This window comes from Catenuloplanes niger (assembly GCF_031458255.1).
GTDB classification, from domain to species: Bacteria; Actinomycetota; Actinomycetes; order Mycobacteriales; family Micromonosporaceae; genus Catenuloplanes; species Catenuloplanes niger.
This window is the reverse complement of record NZ_JAVDYC010000001.1, coordinates 6772490-6791516: the sequence shown is the minus strand read 5'-3', so window position 1 is coordinate 6791516 and position 19027 is coordinate 6772490. Positions and strand designations below refer to the sequence as shown.

General features: G+C 73.7%; 16 protein-coding genes. 11 read left to right on the top strand and 5 right to left on the bottom strand.

Annotation, left to right across the window (positions count from 1 at the left end):
- Window positions 1–30 precede the first annotated feature (30 nt).
- Together J2S44_RS30195 and aspS are read right to left on the bottom strand one after the other, a co-directional pair.
- A complete protein-coding gene (locus J2S44_RS30195) occupies window positions 31–855 on the bottom strand; it encodes an SDR family oxidoreductase (protein ID WP_310420805.1) in 825 nt (274 codons plus the stop codon).
- Window positions 856–2655, bottom strand: a complete 1800-nt coding sequence (gene aspS, locus J2S44_RS30190) for an aspartate--tRNA ligase (protein WP_310420803.1) — start codon at window positions 2653–2655, stop codon at window positions 856–858.
- A gap of 165 nt (window positions 2656–2820) precedes the next feature.
- Here aspS and J2S44_RS30185 point away from each other — a divergent pair, with 165 nt between their 5' ends.
- Entirely contained in the window at window positions 2821–5040 is a 2220-nt protein-coding gene (locus J2S44_RS30185; protein WP_374728033.1) for a transglycosylase domain-containing protein, read from the top strand.
- A 55-nt stretch (window positions 5041–5095) separates the two neighbouring features.
- Here J2S44_RS30185 and J2S44_RS30180 read toward each other — a convergent pair whose 3' ends face one another.
- Window positions 5096–6406, bottom strand: a complete 1311-nt coding sequence (locus tag J2S44_RS30180; protein WP_310420800.1) for an amidohydrolase family protein — start codon at window positions 6404–6406, stop codon at window positions 5096–5098.
- 2 nt (window positions 6407–6408) lie between these two features.
- A complete protein-coding gene (locus J2S44_RS30175; RefSeq protein WP_310420798.1) occupies window positions 6409–6957 on the bottom strand; it encodes an Atu4866 domain-containing protein in 549 nt (182 codons plus the stop codon).
- 222 nt (window positions 6958–7179) lie between these two features.
- Between J2S44_RS30175 and J2S44_RS30170 the strand changes: the two genes are divergently transcribed.
- The 7 genes from J2S44_RS30170 to J2S44_RS30140 all read left to right on the top strand — a co-directional run bounded on the left by J2S44_RS30170 (window position 7180) and on the right by J2S44_RS30140 (window position 16312).
- Window positions 7180–7482, top strand: coding sequence for an urease subunit gamma (locus J2S44_RS30170; RefSeq protein WP_310420796.1), 303 nt, complete (start codon window positions 7180–7182; stop codon window positions 7480–7482).
- A 10-nt stretch (window positions 7483–7492) separates the two neighbouring features.
- Entirely contained in the window at window positions 7493–7816 is a 324-nt protein-coding gene (locus J2S44_RS30165; RefSeq protein WP_310420794.1) for an urease subunit beta, read from the top strand.
- Entirely contained in the window at window positions 7813–9519 is a 1707-nt protein-coding gene (locus tag J2S44_RS30160; protein ID WP_310420792.1) for an urease subunit alpha, read from the top strand. Before J2S44_RS30165 ends, J2S44_RS30160 begins: the two co-directional genes overlap by 4 nt.
- The gene (locus J2S44_RS30155; protein WP_310420790.1) at window positions 9519–10178 is read left to right on the top strand and encodes an urease accessory protein UreF; all 660 of its coding nucleotides are present in this window, start codon (window positions 9519–9521) and stop codon (window positions 10176–10178) included. Before J2S44_RS30160 ends, J2S44_RS30155 begins: the two co-directional genes overlap by 1 nt.
- Window positions 10179–10215: 37 nt before the next feature.
- Window positions 10216–10875 carry an urease accessory protein UreG gene (ureG, locus tag J2S44_RS30150; RefSeq protein WP_310420788.1) on the top strand — a complete coding sequence of 220 codons (660 nt, stop codon included), beginning with the start codon at window positions 10216–10218 and terminating at the stop codon, window positions 10873–10875.
- Window positions 10876–10960: 85 nt separating this feature from the next.
- Window positions 10961–11788 (top strand): urease accessory protein UreD, encoded by an 828-nt coding sequence (locus J2S44_RS30145; RefSeq protein ID WP_310420786.1) that lies wholly within the window; start codon window positions 10961–10963, stop codon window positions 11786–11788.
- A gap of 1632 nt (window positions 11789–13420) precedes the next feature.
- The gene (locus J2S44_RS30140) at window positions 13421–16312 is read left to right on the top strand and encodes a hypothetical protein (protein WP_310420784.1); all 2892 of its coding nucleotides are present in this window, start codon (window positions 13421–13423) and stop codon (window positions 16310–16312) included.
- 78 nt (window positions 16313–16390) lie between these two features.
- Here J2S44_RS30140 and J2S44_RS30135 read toward each other — a convergent pair whose 3' ends face one another.
- On the bottom strand, window positions 16391–17059 hold the full coding sequence (locus J2S44_RS30135; RefSeq protein ID WP_310420782.1) for a TetR/AcrR family transcriptional regulator: 669 nt from the start codon (window positions 17057–17059) through the stop codon (window positions 16391–16393).
- Window positions 17060–17170: 111 nt separating this feature from the next.
- On the opposite strand from J2S44_RS30135, the gene J2S44_RS30130 reads away from it, so the two are divergent.
- The 3 genes from J2S44_RS30130 to J2S44_RS30120 all read left to right on the top strand — a co-directional run bounded on the left by J2S44_RS30130 (window position 17171) and on the right by J2S44_RS30120 (window position 19026).
- Entirely contained in the window at window positions 17171–18184 is a 1014-nt protein-coding gene (locus tag J2S44_RS30130) for a 2-dehydropantoate 2-reductase (RefSeq protein ID WP_310420780.1), read from the top strand.
- Between the two features lie 128 nt (window positions 18185–18312).
- The gene (locus J2S44_RS30125) at window positions 18313–18441 is read left to right on the top strand and encodes a hypothetical protein (RefSeq protein ID WP_310420778.1); all 129 of its coding nucleotides are present in this window, start codon (window positions 18313–18315) and stop codon (window positions 18439–18441) included.
- A 117-nt stretch (window positions 18442–18558) separates the two neighbouring features.
- Window positions 18559–19026 carry a hypothetical protein gene (locus J2S44_RS30120; protein WP_310420776.1) on the top strand — a complete coding sequence of 156 codons (468 nt, stop codon included), beginning with the start codon at window positions 18559–18561 and terminating at the stop codon, window positions 19024–19026.
- Window position 19027: the final 1 nt, after the last annotated feature.

Below are 19027 nucleotides of genomic sequence, written 5' to 3'. Positions count from 1 at the left end.
TCGTCCTATGTCACGACACGGCCATATTTTTCACTCCGGACGGTGATCGAGCAGCTCACGTACGCCGCGGACGCGCGTGGTCAGCAGCGCCACGGCCCTCGACGAGTCCAGGACGACGCGCGCGGGACGCTGCATGCCGTTCAGCGAGCCGACCGGCACCCGCAACGGGTCCAGCCCGTAGCGTCGCGCCACCAGCTCGCCCAGCTCGGCCCGGGTCACGGTGTCCGGCCCGGCCACGTTGAGCACGCCGCTGACGTCGTTCCCGGCCAGCTCGAGCACCGCGGCCGCGAGGTCCTCGACGCCGATCGGGCAGCGGAACTCGTCCGTGAACAGCACGCCGGGCGTCCGGCCGGTGATCATGTCGATGCAGAGCCGGACCTGCGCGCTGTGCTCGTCCCCGATGATCAGCGAGGTGCGGACCAGCACGGCTCCCGGGTGCAGGGCCCGCACCGCGGTCTCGGCCGCGGCCTTCGACGCGCCGTAGGGCGTGATCGGTGACGGCACCTCGTCGTCGCCGTACGGCTCCGCGCGCCCGCCGTGCAGCGCGTCCGTGGACAGGTGCACCAGCCGGGCGCCGACGTCCGCGGCGGCCAGCGCGACCGAGGCCGCGCCGTCCGCGGTGGTCGCCCAGTCGCCGTACCGGGCCGCGGTGTTGATCACCACGGACGGGCGGACCGCGGCGCACAGCTCGCGGACCGCCACCCGGTTGCGGATGTCGAGCGGGCGCCACCCGACGCCGGAGATCTCCCCCGGCGCCGAGTGGTACGTCCCGGTCACCCGGTGGCCCCGCTCCAGGGCGCGGCGGGCGACCTCGCCGCCGAGGTGTCCCCCGGCGCCGACGATCAGGTAGGTCAACTACTTGCTCTCGACCGGCGCCGCCACTCCGGCGGTGCCCGCGGTGGCCGGGGCGGGCTTGAAGTCCACGCCGGCCTCCTTGCGCTGCTGCGCGGTGATCGGCGTCGGCGCGCTGGTCAGCGGGTCGAAGCCGCCGCGGGTCTTCGGGAACGCGATGACCTCGCGGATCGAGTCGGCGCCGGCCAGCAGCATGCAGACGCGGTCCCAGCCGAACGCGATGCCGGCGTGCGGCGGCGGGCCGTACTTGAACGCCTCCAGCAGGAAGCCGAACTTGTCCTGCGCCTCCTCGGTGGAGATGCCGAGCAGGTCGAAGACCCGGCTCTGCACGTCGCCGCGGTGGATACGGACGGAGCCGCCGCCGATCTCGTTGCCGTTGCAGACGATGTCGTACGCGTACGCCAGCGCCCGGTCCGGCGCGGACTCGAAGTTGTCGATCCACTCCGCGTTCGGCGAGGTGAACGGGTGGTGCACGGCGGTCCAGCCGCCCTCGTCCGTCTTCTCGAACATCGGCGCGTCGACCACCCAGCAGAACGCCCAGGCGGACTCGTCGATCAGGTTCGCCCGCTTCGCGATCTCGACGCGCGCGGCGCCGAGCAGCTCCTGCGCCTCGCGCTTCTCGGTGGCGGCGGCGAAGAAGATCGCGTCGCCCGGCTTCGCGCCGACCGCGTCGGCCAGGCCGGCCAGGTGCGCCTCGGACAGGTTCTTCGCGACCGGGCCGCGCGGCTCGCCGGTCTCCGCGTCCAGCACCACGTAGGCCAGGCCACGGGCGCCGCGCGCCTTCGCCCAGTCCTGCCAGCCGTCCAGCTCCTTGCGGGTCTGCGACGCGCCGCCCGGCATGACGACCGCGCCGACGTAGCCACCGGCCGCGATCGCGCCGGCGAACACCCGGAACTCGGTGCCGGTCAGATATTCCGTCAGCTCGGTCAGCTCGACGCCGTACCGCAGGTCGGGCTTGTCGGAGCCGTACCGTGCCATCGCGTCCAGGTAGGTGATGTGCGGGATCGGGCCGGCGATCTCGTGCCCGGCCAGCTCCTTCCACAGCGCCTTGACCAGCGCCTCACCCAGGTCGATCACGTCCTCCTGGGTGACGAAGGACATCTCGATGTCGAGCTGGGTGAACTCCGGCTGGCGGTCCGCGCGGAAGTCCTCGTCGCGGTAGCAGCGGGCGATCTGGTAGTACCGCTCCATGCCGCCGACCATCAGCAGCTGCTTGAACAGCTGCGGGGACTGGGGCAGCGCGTACCAGCTGCCCGGCTGCAGGCGGACCGGCACCAGGAAGTCGCGCGCGCCCTCCGGCGTGGACCGGGTCAGCGTCGGCGTCTCGATCTCCAGGAAGTCGCGCTCGTGCAGCACGGTCCGGGCGATCTGCGACGCCTTCGAGCGCAGCCGGATCGCCGTGGCCGGACCGGAGCGACGCAGGTCCAGGTAGCGGTAGCGGAGCCGGATGTCGTCGCCCGCGTTCACGTCGTCGTCGACCGGGATCGGCAGCGGCGCCGCCTCGGACAGCACCTCCAGCTCGGACACGATCACCTCGATCGCGCCGGTCGGCAGCTCCGGGTTCTCGTTGCCCGCGGGCCGCGCCGCGACCTCGCCGACCACCTTCACGCAGTACTCGTTGCGCAGCGCGTGCGCCGCGTCCATGTCCTCGCGGAACACCACCTGCACCACGCCGGAGCCGTCGCGGAGATCCACGAAGATGACCCCGCCGTGGTCGCGGCGGCGGGCCACCCAGCCGGCCAGCGTCACGGTCGCGCCGGCGTCCGTCGCGCGCAGGCTGCCGGCGTCATGAGTACGGATCACGACAGTGAACTCCTCGTCGTTGCGTCAGGTGTCGTCAGCTTCGCATTCTCTCAGGCCTGCCGCTTCATGTTTCGGGCGGCACCGAAGCCGAAGGAATCTCGGACGGCGGTGCAACCGATCGCCGGTGAAAACCATCTTTAACTCGTGACAGATCCACAGGGAGACGTGACCGCACCGCTGGTCCCGGGCGCGGAGAAGGCCACCCCCGCCGCACCGCGCTCACCGCTGGCCGTCGGCCGCAAGGTGCTGGCCCTGGTGCTGCTCGGCGCGATCGTCGGTGGCGTCGTCGCGGGCGCCACGCTGCCGGTGAGCGCCGGCGTCGGCATGGCGGCGAAGCTGGCCGGTGACTCGTTCGAGGACCTGCCCAGCGATCTCCAGGTGCCGCCGACCCCGCAGGCGTCCTACATCTACGCCAACGACGGCAAGACCCAGATCACCCAGTTCTGGGAGGAGAACCGCACCGACGTCGGCAGCGACGACATCGCGAAGGTGATGAAGGACGCGATCGTCGCGGCCGAGGACACCCGCTTCTACGAGCACGGCGGCATGGACCTCAAGGGCCTGGTGCGCGCGTTCGTCTCCAACAGCCGGGGCGGTGAGGTCTCCGGCGCGTCCACGCTGACCATGCAGTACGTCCGGAACGTGCTGAAGAACGACGAGACCGCCACGGACGAGGAGCGCGAGGCCGCGACCGAGGTCAGCACCGGCCGCAAGCTCCAGGAGATCCGGTACGCGATCACGCTGGAGAAGGAGCTGAACGACAAGGAGGAGATCCTCCGCCGCTACCTCAACATCGCGTTCTTCGGCAACAAGGCGTACGGCGTCTCCGCGGCCGCCCGCGCGTACTTCTCCACCACGCCGGACAAGCTCACGCTGGGCCAGGCCGCGATGATCGCCGGGCTGGTGAAGTCGCCCTACGCGTACGACCCGGTGAACAACCCGGAGGACCAGGCGCTCGGCCGGCGGAACTACGTGCTCAACGCGATGGTCGGCACCGGCGCGATCACCCGCGAGGAGGCGGACAAGGCTGTCGCCGAGCCGCTCGGCCTCAAGCCGACCGCCGCCACCAGCAACTGCACCGCCGTGCCCCGCACGCACAACAGCTGGGGCTTCTTCTGCGACTACTTCCTGTCCTGGTGGAAGCAGCAGGAGGAGTTCGGCCCCACGCCGGAGGACCGTGAGGAGCTGCTGAAGAAGGGCGGCCTGCGGATCGTCACGTCGATGGACCCGAAGCTGCAGGACCAGGCCGCGGCCGAGTCGGTCCGCATCTACGACCACGACGACCCGAAGGCCGCGCCGCTGGCCGCGGTCGAGCCCGGCACCGGCAAGGTCAAGGCGCTGGCCATCAACCGGTTCTTCAGCATCGAGCCGAACCCCGGCGGCGGCAACTACCCGAACACGGTCAACCAGTTCGTCGCCGGCAGCGACGACTCGGCCGGGTACCAGTTCGGCTCCACGTTCAAGCTGTTCGTGCTGCTGGCCGCGCTGGAGAACGGCTTCCCGCTGGACGCCGGATACGTCACCCGGTCACCGTTCCGGACGATCTACTCGGACGGCGGCCCGACCGCGTGCGGCGGGTTCTGGTGCCCGAGCAACGCGGACAAGACGTACCAGGACGGCTACCAGAACATGTGGACCGGGTTCGGCAAGTCGTCGAACACGTACTTCATCAAGCTGCAGCAGGAGGTCGGCGTCACCAAGGCCGTGGAGATGGCCAAGCGGCTCGGCATCCAGTTCCGCAACCAGCAGGACGCCGACCTGGCCGCCAAGCCGAGCGGCTGGGGCGCGTTCACGCTCGGCGTCTCCGCGACCACGCCGCTGGACATGGCGAACGCGTACGCCACGCTCGCGGCGGACGGCAAGTACTGCAAGCCGACCCCGGTCGTGTCGATCACCGACTCCACCGGCGCGGTCAGCGACGCCGCCGCCACGGTCGCGAAGCCGGAGTGCCGGCAGGAGCTGGACAAGGACGTGGCGCGGGCCGCGACCGACGCCGGCCGCTGCGTGGTCGGTCAGCAGCCCACGTTCGGCAGCTGCCCGAACGGCACGTCCCCGGAGTTGAGCGGACTGGTCGGCCGCCCGGTCTCCGGCAAGTCCGGCAGCTCGGACAACTACGCCACCGAGTCGTTCATCGCGTTCACGCCGCAGCTGGCCATCGCCGGCATCGCGGCCAACCCGGACAACCCCACCGACATCGTCGGCCTGGCCGCCCAGGACCAGGTGATCCGGTCGATCGGCACGCTGCTGCACGACGCGCTCAAGGGCCAGCCGGTCAAGGACTTCCCGGCGCCGAGCGAGAAGATCTCGTTCCGGTCCGGCTCGGCCGCCAGCCCGCAACTGCCGCCGGCACCGAGGACGACGAAGTCACCGTCCAGCGAGGACTGAGCCCTCGGGTGACCCGGCCGGGACCGTCCCCGGCCGGGTCACCCGCGCACGTGGCTCAGTGGGCGACGGCGTCGCGCACGGCGTCGCGGGACGCGGTGACCTCGCGCCGGAGCGCGTCGAGGTCGACGCCGGTCAGCCGGCCGCCGGACTTGCGGACCACGCCCGCGACCAGCACCGTCGAGATGTTCCGCGGATCGGCGCCGAGCACGAGCGTGCCGACCGCGTCGTTGAGCGGCATCGTGTTGACCGCCTCCGCGTCCACCACGATCAGGTCCGCCTGCCGGCCCGGGGCGAGCGCACCGGTCACCGCGCCCAGGCCGATCGTGCGCGCGCCGTCGACGGTGGCGAAGCCGAGCACGTCACGGGTGGTGATCCGGGTCTCCGGCCGGGTGACCGCGCGCATGCGCTGCACCGCCAGCAGCACCCGCATCTGGGTGAACATGTCGCTCGCCAGCGCCACCTCCACGTCGACGCTCAGGCCCGGGCGCACGCCCGCGGCCAGCGCCTCGTCCACCGCCGGGATCGCGGTCTCCAGCCCGATCTGCGTGTCCGAGCTGGGGGCCAGCGAGATCGTCGCGCCGGTCGCGCCGATCGCCCGCCACGCGTCCGGCGTCAGGCCGGTCGCGTGGATCAGCTCCACGCCGGGCCCGAGCAGGTCTCGCTTCGCCCAGTCCAGGATCGCGGCCGAGGACGCCGCGCCGAACACCGCGTCGATGCTGACCGGAACGTCCAGGTCCCGGGCGACGGCCGCGAGCGACGGGCCGTAGGCCAGGTCCGGGCCGACGATGTCGGTGGCGAGCGCGGCCAGCCGCAGCGTGATCAGGCCGCCGTCCGGCAGCGACGCGCGCAGCCGGCTCAGGTCGGCCGGCCACTGCCGGTCCCACGCCCCGAAGTGCGGTCCCATCGACGCGTGCACGCCGCGGATGCCGGTCGACGCGAGGCCGCGGATCGCCGCGTCGGAGTGCGCCGCGGACCGCGAGTTGTGCGAGAAGTCGAGCATCGTGGTGATCCCCGCGTCCAGCGCGGACAGCGCCGCGAGCCGGGTGCCCACGTACATGTCGTGCGGCGTGTAGGCCGGCGCGACGCCGGCCAGCGTGGACGACAGGTACTCGCCCAGGTCGCCGACGTCCGGGATGGTGCGCCGCATCTGCGCCTGCCACGCGTGCCGGTGGGTGTCCACGAACCCGGGCGCCACGATCGCGCCGCGCGTGTCGACCACCTCCGCGTCCCGCGCGTCCGGGTGAGCACGCAGGTCCGGCCCGACCGCGACGATCTCCGTCCCGGCGACCAGCACGTCGCCGCGCGCGAGGTCGCCGAGCGCGGGGTCCATGGTGACGACCGCGCCGCCGGTGAACAGCATCGCCATGCTCAGGAGTCCTTTCGGGTGAACGTGTAGCCGGCGTGGTGCAGCACGCCGCCGTCGAACCGGCCGTAGGCCCAGAAGCCCAGGTCGTCGCGGTACACGATGTGGTCGTCGTAGATCCGGAACGCGCCCCGGTAGGCGTGCGGGCGCCCGCCGCGCGTCTCGTCGTAGCGGCCGTCCGCCGTGAGGTGCTGGTGGATGTAGCCGGTCGAGTCGATCCAGGTGCCGAGGTGCGGCGACGAGGACGGGCCCGGCGCGGTGTCGACCGCCGGAACGGTCACGCCGTCGACGACGAACGTGGCGTCCCGCGGCCACAGCACCGCCATCTCCGGTGGCCCGGCCCGCAGCACCGCGAACGTGGCCGGGTTGCCGACGGCCAGCGGGCCGGCGAACAGCGGCGCGATCATCCGGCCGCGGAGCTCGGTGACCGCCGCGCCGCCGGCCGCCAGTCCCGGTCCGACCGCGGTGATCCGGCCGTCCTCGACGCGCAGGTCGAGCCCGGCCACCGGATCCGGCATGCAGATCGTGGCGCCGGTGAAGATTCGCACGCCCACGGCGTACCCCCTTGGTCGTCTGTTCCGGTTGCTCCTCCACCCTGCGGCGGGCACGGCGGCCGAGCCAGGGTGCACCCCACCCAGGCTGGTGGCGTTCGTCGTCGGGGGCCCCGGGCGGCGCGGTCGCCGGTAGCGTGGTGATCGACGCAGCGTGGGCCTTAACCGGGATGAAACGTGCCGGTGCCAGCATCGGGGCCCGCAGCAGAGACGGAGGTCGGACTCTTGTTCCTCAGCCGCCACGAGCAGGATCGGCTGCTCATCCACGTCGCCGCGGACGTGGCGCAGAAGCGCCGGGCGCGCGGCCTGCGCCTGAACCATCCGGAGGCGACCGCGATCATCACGGCCTACATCCTGGAGGCGGCGCGGGACGGCCGGACCGTGGCCGAGCTGATGGAGACCGGGCGGACCGTGCTCACCCGGGAGGACGTCCTGGAGGGCGTGCCGGAGATGCTGGCCGAGGTGCAGATCGAGGCGACGTTCCCGGACGGCACGAAGCTCGTCACCGTGCACGAGCCGATCCCGTAGGAGGGCCAGCGTGATTCCCGGAGAGATCCTGCCCGGTGACGGGGAGATCGAGATCAACGCCGGCCGGCCGGTGCTGACGCTGCCGGTGGCGAACACCGGTGACCGGCCGATCCAGGTGGGTTCGCACTACCACTTCGCGGAGGCGAACCCGGCGCTGGAGTTCGACCGGCGGGCCGCGTGGGGGCACCGGCTGGCGGTGCCGGCGGGCACGTCGATGCGCTTCGAGCCGGGCGTGCCGCGCGAGGTCGACCTGGTGCCGCTCGGCGGCCGCCGGATCGTGCCCGGCCTCCGCGGCGAGGCCGCCGGCCCGCTCGACAAGGACGGGACCCCATGAGGATCGACAGGCGGCGGTACGCCGCGCTCTACGGCCCCACGACCGGTGACCGCATCCGGCTGGCCGACACCGACCTCCTGATCGAGGTCGAGGAGGACCGGAGCGGCGGCGGCGACGAGGCCGTCTTCGGCGGTGGCAAGGTCATCCGCGAGTCGATGGGCCAGTCGCTGGCCACCCGCGCGGAGAAGGCGCTGGACACCGTCATCACCGGCGCGGTGGTGCTCGACCACTGGGGCGTCGTCAAGGCCGACGTCGGCGTCCTGGACGGCCGGATCGTCGCGCTCGGCAAGGCCGGCAACCCGGACACCATGGACGGCGTGCACCCGGACCTGGTGATCGGCCCGGGCACCGAGGTCATCGCGGGCAACGGCAGGATCCTGACCGCGGGCGCGATCGACAGTCACGTGCACCTGATCGCGCCGGGCATCCTGGAGGAGGCGATCGCCTCCGGCATCACCACGATCATGGGTGGCGGCACCGGCCCGGCCGAGGGCACCAAGGCCACCACGGTCACGCCGAACGCGTGGTACCTGTCCCGGATGTTCGAGGCGCTGGACGTCTGGCCGGTGAACGTGCTGCTGCTCGGCAAGGGCAACACGGTCTCCGAGGAGTCCATGTGGGAGCAGCTGCGCGGCGGCGCCGGCGGCTTCAAGCTGCACGAGGACTGGGGCACCACGCCCGCCGCGATCGACGCCTGCCTGCGGGTGTGCGACGCGTCCGGCGTGCAGGCCGCGATCCACACGGACACGCTCAACGAGGCCGGGTACGTGCAGAGCACGCTCGCCGCGATCGGTGGCCGGTCGATCCACGCCTACCACACGGAGGGTGCGGGCGGTGGGCACGCGCCGGACATCATCACGGTCGCGTCCGAGCCGCACGTGCTGCCCTCGTCGACGAACCCGACCCGGCCGTACACCCGCAACACGCTCGCCGAGCACATCGACATGCTGATGGTCTGCCACCACCTGAAGCCGTCGATCCCGGAGGACCTGGCGTTCGCGGAGAGCCGGATCCGCCCGACCACGATGGCCGCCGAGGACGTGCTGCACGACCTGGGCGCGATCTCGATGATCGGCTCGGACTCGCAGGCGATGGGCCGGGTCGGCGAAGTGATCATGCGGACCTGGCAGACCGCGCACGTGATGAAGGCGCGGCGCGGCAGCCTCCCCGGCGACGGCGGCAAGGACAACCTCCGGGCGCGGCGGTACGTGGCCAAGTACACGATCGCCCCGGCCGTCGCGCACGGGATCGACCGCGAGGTGGGCTCGGTCGAGCCCGGCAAGCTCGCCGACCTGGTGCTCTGGGACCCGGCGTTCTTCGGCGTCCGCCCCGCCCTGGTGATCAAGGGCGGGATGATCGCCTGGGCGCAGATGGGCGACGCGAACGCGTCCATCCCGACGCCGCAGCCGATGCTGCCCCGGCCGATGTTCGGCGCGTACGGCAACGCGCCGGCCGCCACCAGCCTCGCGTTCGTGGCCGAGGCCGCGATCGAGGACGGGCTGGCGGACCGGCTCGACGTCCGGCGCCGCCTGGTCCCGGTCGCGAGCACCCGGCGCGTGGGCAAGGCCGACCTGCCGCTGAACGACGCCACGCCGCGGATCGAGGTGGAGCCGGACACGTTCACGGTCCGCATCGACGGCGACGTGGTCGAGCCGGAACCGGTCGACTCGCTGCCGATGACCCAGCGTTACTTCCTGTTCTGATGGCCGGCTCCGGCTCGCTCGCCACGCTGCTCGTCCTCGCGGACGGGCGGCTCCCGGCGGGCGGGCACGCGCACTCGTCCGGCCTGGAGGCGCAGGTCAGCGCCGGCCGGGTGCGCTCGGTCGACGACCTGGCGGGCTTCCTGACCGGCCGGCTGGCCACCGGCGGCCTGGTGGCGGCGACGTTCGCGGCCGCGGCCTGTGCCGGTACCGCCGCGTGGGAGGACCTCGACGCCGGGCTCGACGCCCGGACGCCGTCGCCGGCGCTGCGCACCGCGTCGCGCGCGCAGGGCCGCGCGTTGCTGCGGGCCGGCCGGGCGATGTGGCCGGTGCCGGCCCCGCACCGGCCGGACGTGCACCAGCCGGTCGCGTTCGGGGTGATCGCGGCCGCGGCCGGGCTCGCCCCGGAGCACGCCGCGGTGGCGGCCGCCTACGGCACGGTCAGCGGCCCGGCGAGCGCGGCCGTCCGGCTGCTCGGCCTGGACCCGTACGGCGTGCACGCGCTGCTGGCCCGGCTGGCCGCGGACTGCGACGCGGTCGCGGCCACCGCTCTGACCCACCTGGACAAACCCGTCGACGAGCTGCCGGCCGACGGTGCGCCGCTGCTGGACATCGGCGCCGAACACCACGCCACCTGGGAGGTGCGTCTCTTTGCCTCATAACGACACCGACGGCTCGATGCCCCACGGTCACGGACCGATGGACGCCGGCCCCGACCCGCACACGCCACCGCACCCGGGCGCCCGCGCGCTGCGGGTCGGCATCGGCGGTCCGGTCGGCTCCGGCAAGACCGCGCTGGTCGCCGCGCTGTGCCGGTCGCTCGGCGAGGAACTGCGGCTCGCCGTCGTCACCAACGACATCTACACCACCGAGGACGCCGACTTCCTGCTGCGCAACGGCGTGCTCCCGGCCTCGCACGTGCGTGCCGTGGAGACCGGCTGCTGCCCGCACACCGCCATCCGCGACGACATCTCCGCGAACCTGGACGCGGTCGAGGACCTGGAGGCCGCGCTCGGCCCGCTCGACCTGATCCTGGTGGAGAGCGGCGGCGACAACCTCACCGCCACGTTCAGCAAGGGCCTGATCGACGTGCAGATCTTCGTGGTCGACGTGGCCGGCGGCGACAAGGTCCCGCGCAAGGGCGGCCCGGGCGTCACCACCGCGGACCTGCTCGTGATCAACAAGACCGACCTGGCGCCGCTGGTCGGTGCGGACCTGGCCGTGATGGACCGGGACGCCCGCGCCCGCCGCGGCGACCTGCCGACGATCTTCCAGTCGATCGCCGAGGACCGGGGCGCCTCACAGGTGGCGGACTGGGTCCGCGCCCGGGTCGCCGCCCGCGCCGCGGTCGCTCCGTGACCACCCGCTCCGGCGGTACGCGCGGCGGCACCGTACCGGCCCGGCCGGCCGCCGCCCCGGTGCGCGGCCGGACGGCGGCCGGCTGATGCGGGCCACCGCGCGGATCGTGGCGGTGCCGGACGGCCGGGGCGGCACCGGCCTGCCCACGCTGGCCGGCGAGCCACCGCTGCTGGTCCGCCGGACCGGGGCCCGGCAGCCGGGCGTACCCGCGGAGGTGCACCTGGTCGGTGGTGCGGCCGGGCCGCTCGGCGGCGACCGCCTGCGCGTCGAGATCACCGTCGAGCCCGGCGCGTCGCTGGTGGTCCGCACGGTCGCGGCCTCGATCGCGCTGCCCACGCCGCACGCGCACGGCCGGGCGGACACCTCGCTGGTCGAGACGCACGCCACGGTCGCGGCCGGCGGCGTGCTGCACTGGCTGCCCGAGCCGCTGATCGGCGCGGCCGGCTGCGACCACGACGCGGTCACCGTGGTCGACGTCGCGGACGGTGGCGCGCTGGTCTGGCGCGACGAGCTGGTCTGCGGCCGCCACGGCGAGCCCGCCGGCGACGTCCGCCTGCACACCACCGTCCGCTACGCCGGCCGCACGCTCTACCGCCACGACCTCTCGGTCGGCCCGGCCGCGCCCGGCTGGTCCGGCGCGGCCGTGCTCGGCTGGTCCGGCGCGGCCGCACCTGGCCGGTCCGGCGCGGCCGCGCCCGGCGTGCTCCGCGGTGGCCGGGCGACCGGCTCGCTCGTCGTCGTCGATCCGGCCTGGGCGGACGGCGGACCGCCACCGGCCTCACCGGTCGGTGACACCGCCGCCGTGATGCCGCTCCCCGGTCCCGCGATCCTCGCCACCGCGGTCGGCCCCGACCTGCGGGCCGTCCGCGGCCCGCTGGACGTCTGCCTGCGCCGCGCTCCCGCGCTCGTCTGACCCCGGGGAGTCCGGCCGGACCGCGCGGTCCCGATCCGCCGGCTGGTGCGGCGGCTGGTGCGCCGGGCGCTGCGGCGGCTGGTGCGGTGGCCCGTCCGGGCGCGGCCCCACCGCGACGGCGGCGGGCCGGGAGCGGCGGGTGGGCAGCAGCAGCACGGCGGCCGTGACCGGGATGAGGACCAGGCTGGCGTACGCCGAGGGCGTGAAGCTGTTGATCTTCGGATGCCCCTCGATCGCGAGGTCCAGGAACACCAGCAGGCCCTGGACCACCACCAGGCCGATCAGGATCGCGCGGCGCGGGTGCCGCCAGAGCGCGATCGCACCGGCCGGGACCAGCGCGGGGAACAGGTAGAGGCAGAAGCGGCCCCAGTCACCGCCGACCACGAACTGCGCCAGGACCGGGACCACCAGCCAGCCGAGCGGGCCGGCGTGCCGGAAGCCGTAGAGCCCGAGCGCCCACCACACGCCGAGCGACGTGCCGACCGCGATGCCGAGCGCGGCCACGACGCCCTGCTCCTCGAGCTTCATCCCGACGATCCGCACACCGGCCCGGATCAGCAGCTCCTGGCTCGGCCAGCCGTGCGTGGGCTTCGCCTGCACGGCCGTGGTGGCCAGCACGCCCGGGACGATCACCAGCGCCACGCGGATCGCGGCCCGCCAGTCGATCCACTTCTCACGGAAGATCATGTAGAGCGGCACCGCGAACGAGATCACCGTCTCCCGGGCCAGCGCGGCCGCGACCAGCAGCAACGGCAGCACGGCCGTCCAGCCGGACACCGCCGCCAGCATCGACCAGGCCAGCAACGCCATCGCGGCCGGGTCGATCAGGTACGGCTGGTAGAGGTAGAAGAGCCACCCGGGCAGGCTGAGCAGGCCGGCCATCGCGACATAGGCGGCGCCGCGCGGGCCGCCGAGCTTCCGGGTCAGCAGATAGGCCGCGACGCCGCCGGCCACCAGCGCGATCACGTTCAGCAGCCGGTAGGCCTCGCGGTAGTGGTACCGGCCGCCGATCTCGTTCGCCAGCAGCGGCATGAGCATGCGGTACGTGTACGGCGTGTGGACCTGGGCCCGCGGGTTCTCCGCCAGCCTCAGGTAATGCAGCGCGTCACCGCCGGACGACCACACGTGCGGCAGGATCAGCAGCCAGCCCAGGGTCAGCGCCACCGCGACACCGACGGCGAGCGAGATCTCCCGGACCGCGGGGGATCGCAGAACGGTGGCGGTCACGCGTCGAGCGTTACGTACGGAAGAGGTCACGCTATCCATCTCGCTCCTGAGTGGACAACGGTTGCACCCGGACCGACACTATTTTGCGGGACGTTTTTCCCGGCGCCGAAGTTCTGTGCCGCACTATCGCGTTCCCGACAGTTGACAACCGGCGCCACCGACCCGGACTAATTCCCCAATAGCGACGAATCACCGCCGTCCGCCGCACCCTCGACGCAATTCGCCATCCGTGAATTCACTCTAAGTGGACCGTGGCTGACCTTTGGTGATCGATGTACCTGCGCCGTCGTCGCGAACGGGCCAGCCGGGCAATCACCGACATATGGCCGTTCCGGCTCGTAACCGGGGCTCTTCGGGCGTCTCCCTGCTCGGGGCGGGCGTGACACGCACTTGCATAATCCAGTGATGGCACGGGATTCGGGGAGCGGACCGCCCAACGGCGCGTCCGACATCGTTACGGTCGAGCTGTCGGCCGCGGAAGCGGCTTCGGGCACGACGAAGACCATCGCGCTGCCGCCGGACGGGCGGCTCATCGCGATCAACCTGCCGGCGGGCATCGGCGACGGCGCGATACTCCGGCTTCCGCGCAACGACGCCACGTCCACGGACGGGCCGCCGGAACTCACCATCCACATCACGGTCACCTCCGGCGATTCGGCCGACGAGCCGACCTCGGTCATCCCGCTGCCGACGCCGTACGACGAGACGACGCCGATCGCGGTCCCCGGCGACGACGAGAAGACCACGGTGCTGCCGGCCGGCCAGGACCGGACCGCGGTCATCCCGGCGCCGGACAGCGACGCGGACGAGCGGACCACGGTCTTCGCGACCACCCCGCCGGCCCCGGCCGACGAGGACCGCACGACGGTCATCTCCACCGGCACTCCCCCGGCCCCCGCCACCACGCCCTCCCCGGCCTCCGACTCCACCTCGGCCCCGGCCTCCGACTCCACCTCGGCCCCGGACGGTGACCGGACCGCGGTCATCCCGGCCGGCACCCCGTCGTCCACCGACGACCGGACGGCCGCGATCCCCGCCGGCAACCCGGCCCCGGGCGAGACCCCGTCCAGCGCCGCGGACGACGACCGGACGGCCGCGATCCCCGCCGCCGGCGTCGCCCTGCCGGCCGCCGCCGGCGAGACACCGGCGAGCGGCTCCGACGACGACCGCACCGACGTCATCCCGGCCGGTGGCACGCCCGCCGGCGCCGGTGCGGACCCCGCCACGGCCACGCCGGCCGGTTCCGCCGCCGAGACCGCACCGGCCGCCGCCGACGAGGACCGGACCACGGTCATCCCGACCGGCGCCGCCACCGGCGGCAACCCGGCGACCGGGGCCGACGACGACCGCACCGACACCATCCCGGCCGGCGCCACACCGGCCGGGCCGGCCGATGCGAGCCCGGCGGCCACGACCGCCGCGGACGAGGACCGGACGACCGCGATCCCGGTCCCCGGCGCGGCGGAGACGAAGGCTTCGGACGCCGACCGGACCGACCCGGGCGTCGTCCCGGGCGTCGTGGCGGCCGGAGCGGCGGGAGCGGCCGGAGCGGCCGCGGCCGCGAGCGCGCGTTCCGGCGACACCGGCGCCCAGCCGGCCACCCCGCCGTTCAACGCGGAGACCACCCAGCACGTGCCCTCGGACGCGACCCCGGCTCCCGCCGCGGCCGACGCCACGCCGCCGGGCTACACGATGCCGGAGGGCACCGCGTCCGAGTCGGCCGGCGTCCCGCCGACGTCGGGCGCGCCGTCGACGGCGTACCCGCCCACGCCCGGGCCGGGTTACCAGCCGGCTCCCGGCGCCGCGTCGCAGTCCTACCCGCCCGCGCCGGGCACGCCGGTCTCCGGCGTACCGGCCGGCGGTTACCCGCCGGTGTCCGGTGCCCCGTCGCCGGCCTACCCGCCCGCGCCCGGCACGCCCGGCTACCCGCCGGTCTCCGGCGGCCCGTCGCCGGCCTACCCGCCCGCGCCCGGCACGCCCGGTTACCCGCCGGTCTCCGGTGCCCCGGCCGGCGGCTACCCGCCGGTGTCCGGCGCGCCCGGGTACCCGCCCGTGTCCGGCGCACCCGGTCAGCCCGCTTCCGGCGCCCCGGGATACCCCCCGGTGCCCGGCACCCCCGGTTACCCGAACGCCGCCGGAACGCCGGGCTACCCGCCGCCCGGTACGCCCGGCTACCCGGTCTCCGGCGCGGGTGCCGCGGGTTACCCGACGTCCGGCGTGCCGGCCTCCGGCGCTCCGGGCTGGGGTCAGCCGCCGCAGTCCGGTGGCGCGCCCGCGTGGGGGCAGCCCGGCGCGTACCCGCTCGGCGCCCCGGGTGGCTTCGCCGCCCCGCCGCAGCAGAAGCCGAAGCGCAGCACCGGCCTGATCGTCGGCGCGGCCGTGCTCGTGGTGCTGCTCTGCGCCGGTGCGGTCGCCGTGCCGTGGGTGCTCAACAGCGGCGAACCGGACCCGGACCCGACCGGCGACGGCGGTGGCGCCGCGCCCGCGACCAGCCAGGCGGCGGTCGCGATGACCACCGCGCAGTACCAGGCGATGCTGTCCGCGCTGGACGCCGACGTGCAGCCGGCCTGGGACGCGATGAACCGGACCACGAAGCCGGACGCGCTCTCCTCGGCCGCGGACGACCTGGGCGAGATGCTCGGCCTGCAGGCCGACGAGCTGGCCCGGGTGACGCCGCCGGAGGAGGTGGCGGACGAGCACACGCTGCTGGTCGACGCGCTGAACGCGCTGAGCACGGACGTGCTGGACACCAGCCTCTCCGCGGAGGGTTCGGCGCTGTGCACCGGCTCCTCGGCGGTCAACCTGGTCTCCCGGTCGGACGGCGGCGCGGACCTGCGGGACGCGGCGACCGCGCTGAGCGCGGCGGACCTGAAGGTCGGCGGCTGGATGCCGAAGGCACTCAAGGAGGAGAACCGGCGTCCCCCGAACGGCAACTACTACCGGCGCATCCAGGGTGGCCTCGGTGAGCTGAAGGTCGAGAACGGCGGTGACCACGACGCGCTGATCAATCTGGTGAAGAACGGCCAGACGCGCCCGGAGGTCTCGTTCTACGTCCAGGCGAAGGGCAACTTCACGGCCAGCTCGATCCACGACGGCGCGTACACGATCTACGTGACCAGCGGGTCGGACTTCGACGGGACGCGGTTCAACCGGGACTGCGACTTCAGCAAGTTCGACGAGGCGATCACCTACGAGACGACGAACAGCCAGTACACGATCTGGGAGATCAGTCTCGAGGCGACGGCCGGCGGCAACGCCAGCACCAGCGACGTCCCCCCGGGCGCGTTCCCGGAGTGACGTTCGTTCCCGGGGGTTCGCCCCCGCGGTGACCGATCGACCGAAAGGCCCGGCCGCCCGGCCGGGCCTTTCGCACGCTCAGCCGTAGATCGCCTGCGGGATGATCGCGGGCGGCACGCCGAACGTGCGCAGCAGCGCCTCGGTGAGGTGGTCGGCCGCGGTCCGCTCGCTCCAGCCGAGCGTGGTGGTGAGGTCGATCACCACCCGCTCGTCGAAGATCGTCACCCACATCAGCACCGCGAACCGGACGTCCTGCTGCGGCAGCCGCCCGCGGGTCATCGCGGTCTCCACCAGCCGCGCCAGCCGGTCGTAGAGCGCGCCGATGAACGGGTCCTCCATGTTCCGCCGGGCCAGCAGGCCGCGCGGCGAGCGCATGTGGACCGCGGCGGCGCCCCAGCGGGTGGCCTGCGCCACCCACTCGTGACACAGAACACGGATGTCCCCGAGCGGGTCGTCGCCGACCGGCAACCCGTCGAACGCCTCGAGCAGATCACCCATCAGATCCGCGAAGTACGCATCGACCGCGCTGCCCGTGTCGGAGAAGTTCCGGTACGCGGTGGCGGTCGAGATGCCGGCCCGCTCGGCCGCCTCGGCCAGCGGAAACTCGGTCCCGCGCTCGGCGATCAGCTCGCCCACCGCGGTCAGCAGCGCGGAGCGGCGGAGCCGTGCGTCGCTGCGCCGGGGGCGATCGTCGTCCTCGGTCACTCCGAGGGCCGGCGCGGCCCGGCGTCCAGTTGGCAGCGACATGTCCGGGATTGTATCGCCCGCGCTTGGCACCTCCCCGTAACGAGATCGCAAAGTGGCCACGTCACACTCCCAAGTGAGAAGATCTTCTCACTTTCTTCGGGAGGCAGGTTCATGTCCACGAGACAAACCCGCGTCGCGGTGATCGGTGCCGGCGCGGTCGGCCTGGTAGTCGCGGAGGCGGCGCACGACGCCGGTCACGACGTCGTGCTCTGCGCGCGCACCCGGCCGGAACGGCTGCTCGTCGAGCGCACCGATCGCACACGCGAGCTGGACGTACCCGTGCTGGTCGATCCGGGCGAGGCGGAGCCGGCCGACTGGGTGCTGCTCGCCACCAAGGCACAGGACGTCGCCGGTGCCGCCGTCTGGTTCGACGGGCTGGTCGGCCCGGACACCACGGTGGTGGTGCTGCAGAACGGCGTCGACCACGCGGAGCGCGTCGGCCCCCTCCTCCCGGCCGGCACCACGGTGCTGCCCGCGCTGGTCTACGTGGCCGCGGAGCTGCTCGACCGCGGTCACGTGCTGCACCGCCGGGGCGCGCGCCTCACGGTGCAGGGCTGCCCGGACACCGCCAGCGCCGAGTCGCTGACCGGCTTCGCGTCGGCGTTCACGGCCGGCACCGGCTCGGCCACCCCGGCGGCCGACACGCGCTCGACCGGTCCGGTGGCCAGCACCGGCTCGCTTCCCGGTGAGCGCTTCGCCGCGCTGATGGCCGGTTCCGGCCTCGCGGTGGAGCTGGTCGCGGACTTCCGCACCGCGGCCTGGCGCAAGCTGCTGACGAACGCGGCCGCGAACCCGATCACCGCGCTCACCATGCAGCGCATGGTCGTGATCCAGCAGGACGAGTCGGTACGCGAGCTGACCCGCGGGCTGCTGCGCGAGGCGGTCCGGGTGGGCATCGCCGAGGGCGCGGCGCTGACCGCGGACGACGTGACCCGCACGCTGCAGGTCTACGACGAGTTCGCGCCGGAGGACGGCACGTCGATGCACTACGACCGGGCCGCCGGGCGCGCCACCGAGCACGAGCTGATCACCGGCGCCATCGTCCGGCTCGGCGACCGCCACGGCGTGGACGTGCCGCTCAACCGGGCCGTTCTCGCGCTGATGCGGGGCCTGAACCACAAGTAGCCTCCCCCGACGCCCTGCCGCACGCGTCCCGTCGCGGCAGGGCTTTTCGCTGCCCGGACGCGGGTGCACGCGGACCTCGCGGCGATCGACCCGGACCAGCCGTTCGCGGCGCGCCGGTCCGGACCGTCGTGGCGACGCCGGTGCCGCCGATCTCGTTCGCACCGCTCGGCGGCGAGATGGACGCGGTCACCCGGCTCCCGCTCGGCGCGATGCACGCCCTGGTCGCCGCCGGCTTCCTCCGCCGCCCACTTCCATGATCCTCAGTCACGGCCCGTTACGCGGAGCGCGACGAGCACCGCCCCGTTCGGATGAACGACACCAGGCCGGCGGGCCGATGACTGATTCGCGAACGATACTCATGGTTAGATCCGCGCATGGTCATGCGTCGCGGTCTTCCGCCGGCCGCGGTCCTGGCGGCATCCGTGCTGCTCTGCGCCGGTGGCGTGCTGACGCTCGGATATGGACTGTCCGGCGACCGGATGGGCAGCCTCCTGCCGCCGTGGTCGCTGGTGCCGTACGGCGCGCTCTATCTGCTGCTGGCCTGGGCCGTCCTCCGCGGTCACGGCTGGGGCCGCGTCCTGCTGCTGGTGCTCTGCGGCGTCGGCGCCGCCCTGGCCATGGTCCGGATGGCCCAGGAGACCGTGCTGGCCGGCATGCCCTCGCTCGGCTGGCCGCTCATCTACGCCGCGCTGGTCAGCACGCCGAGCGCCCGCGCCTGGTTCCGCCGGCCGCCGGAGTCGGCCGAGGACGCGTTCTTCGACCCGATGCGCGGCCCCCGCGAGGAGACCACGACCGACCCGCCGCGGGTACGCCGGGAGCGTGCCGCCGACGACCCGGAGTGAC

Coding starts and splice junctions, on each gene's coding strand:
- J2S44_RS30180 (WP_310420800.1), bottom strand. CDS start 6,406: ATGGCGATGCTGTTCACCGGCGGCGCGGTCGTCACCATGGACCCCGCG.
- J2S44_RS30160 (WP_310420792.1), top strand. CDS start 7,813: ATGAGGATCGACAGGCGGCGGTACGCCGCGCTCTACGGCCCCACGACC.
- J2S44_RS30155 (WP_310420790.1), top strand. CDS start 9,519: ATGGCCGGCTCCGGCTCGCTCGCCACGCTGCTCGTCCTCGCGGACGGG.
- ureG (WP_310420788.1), top strand. CDS start 10,216: ATGGACGCCGGCCCCGACCCGCACACGCCACCGCACCCGGGCGCCCGC.
- J2S44_RS30145 (WP_310420786.1), top strand. CDS start 10,961: ATGCGGGCCACCGCGCGGATCGTGGCGGTGCCGGACGGCCGGGGCGGC.
- J2S44_RS30140 (WP_310420784.1), top strand. CDS start 13,421: ATGGCACGGGATTCGGGGAGCGGACCGCCCAACGGCGCGTCCGACATC.
- J2S44_RS30135 (WP_310420782.1), bottom strand. CDS start 17,059: ATGTCGCTGCCAACTGGACGCCGGGCCGCGCCGGCCCTCGGAGTGACC.
- J2S44_RS30130 (WP_310420780.1), top strand. CDS start 17,171: ATGTCCACGAGACAAACCCGCGTCGCGGTGATCGGTGCCGGCGCGGTC.
- J2S44_RS30120 (WP_310420776.1), top strand. CDS start 18,559: ATGGTCATGCGTCGCGGTCTTCCGCCGGCCGCGGTCCTGGCGGCATCC.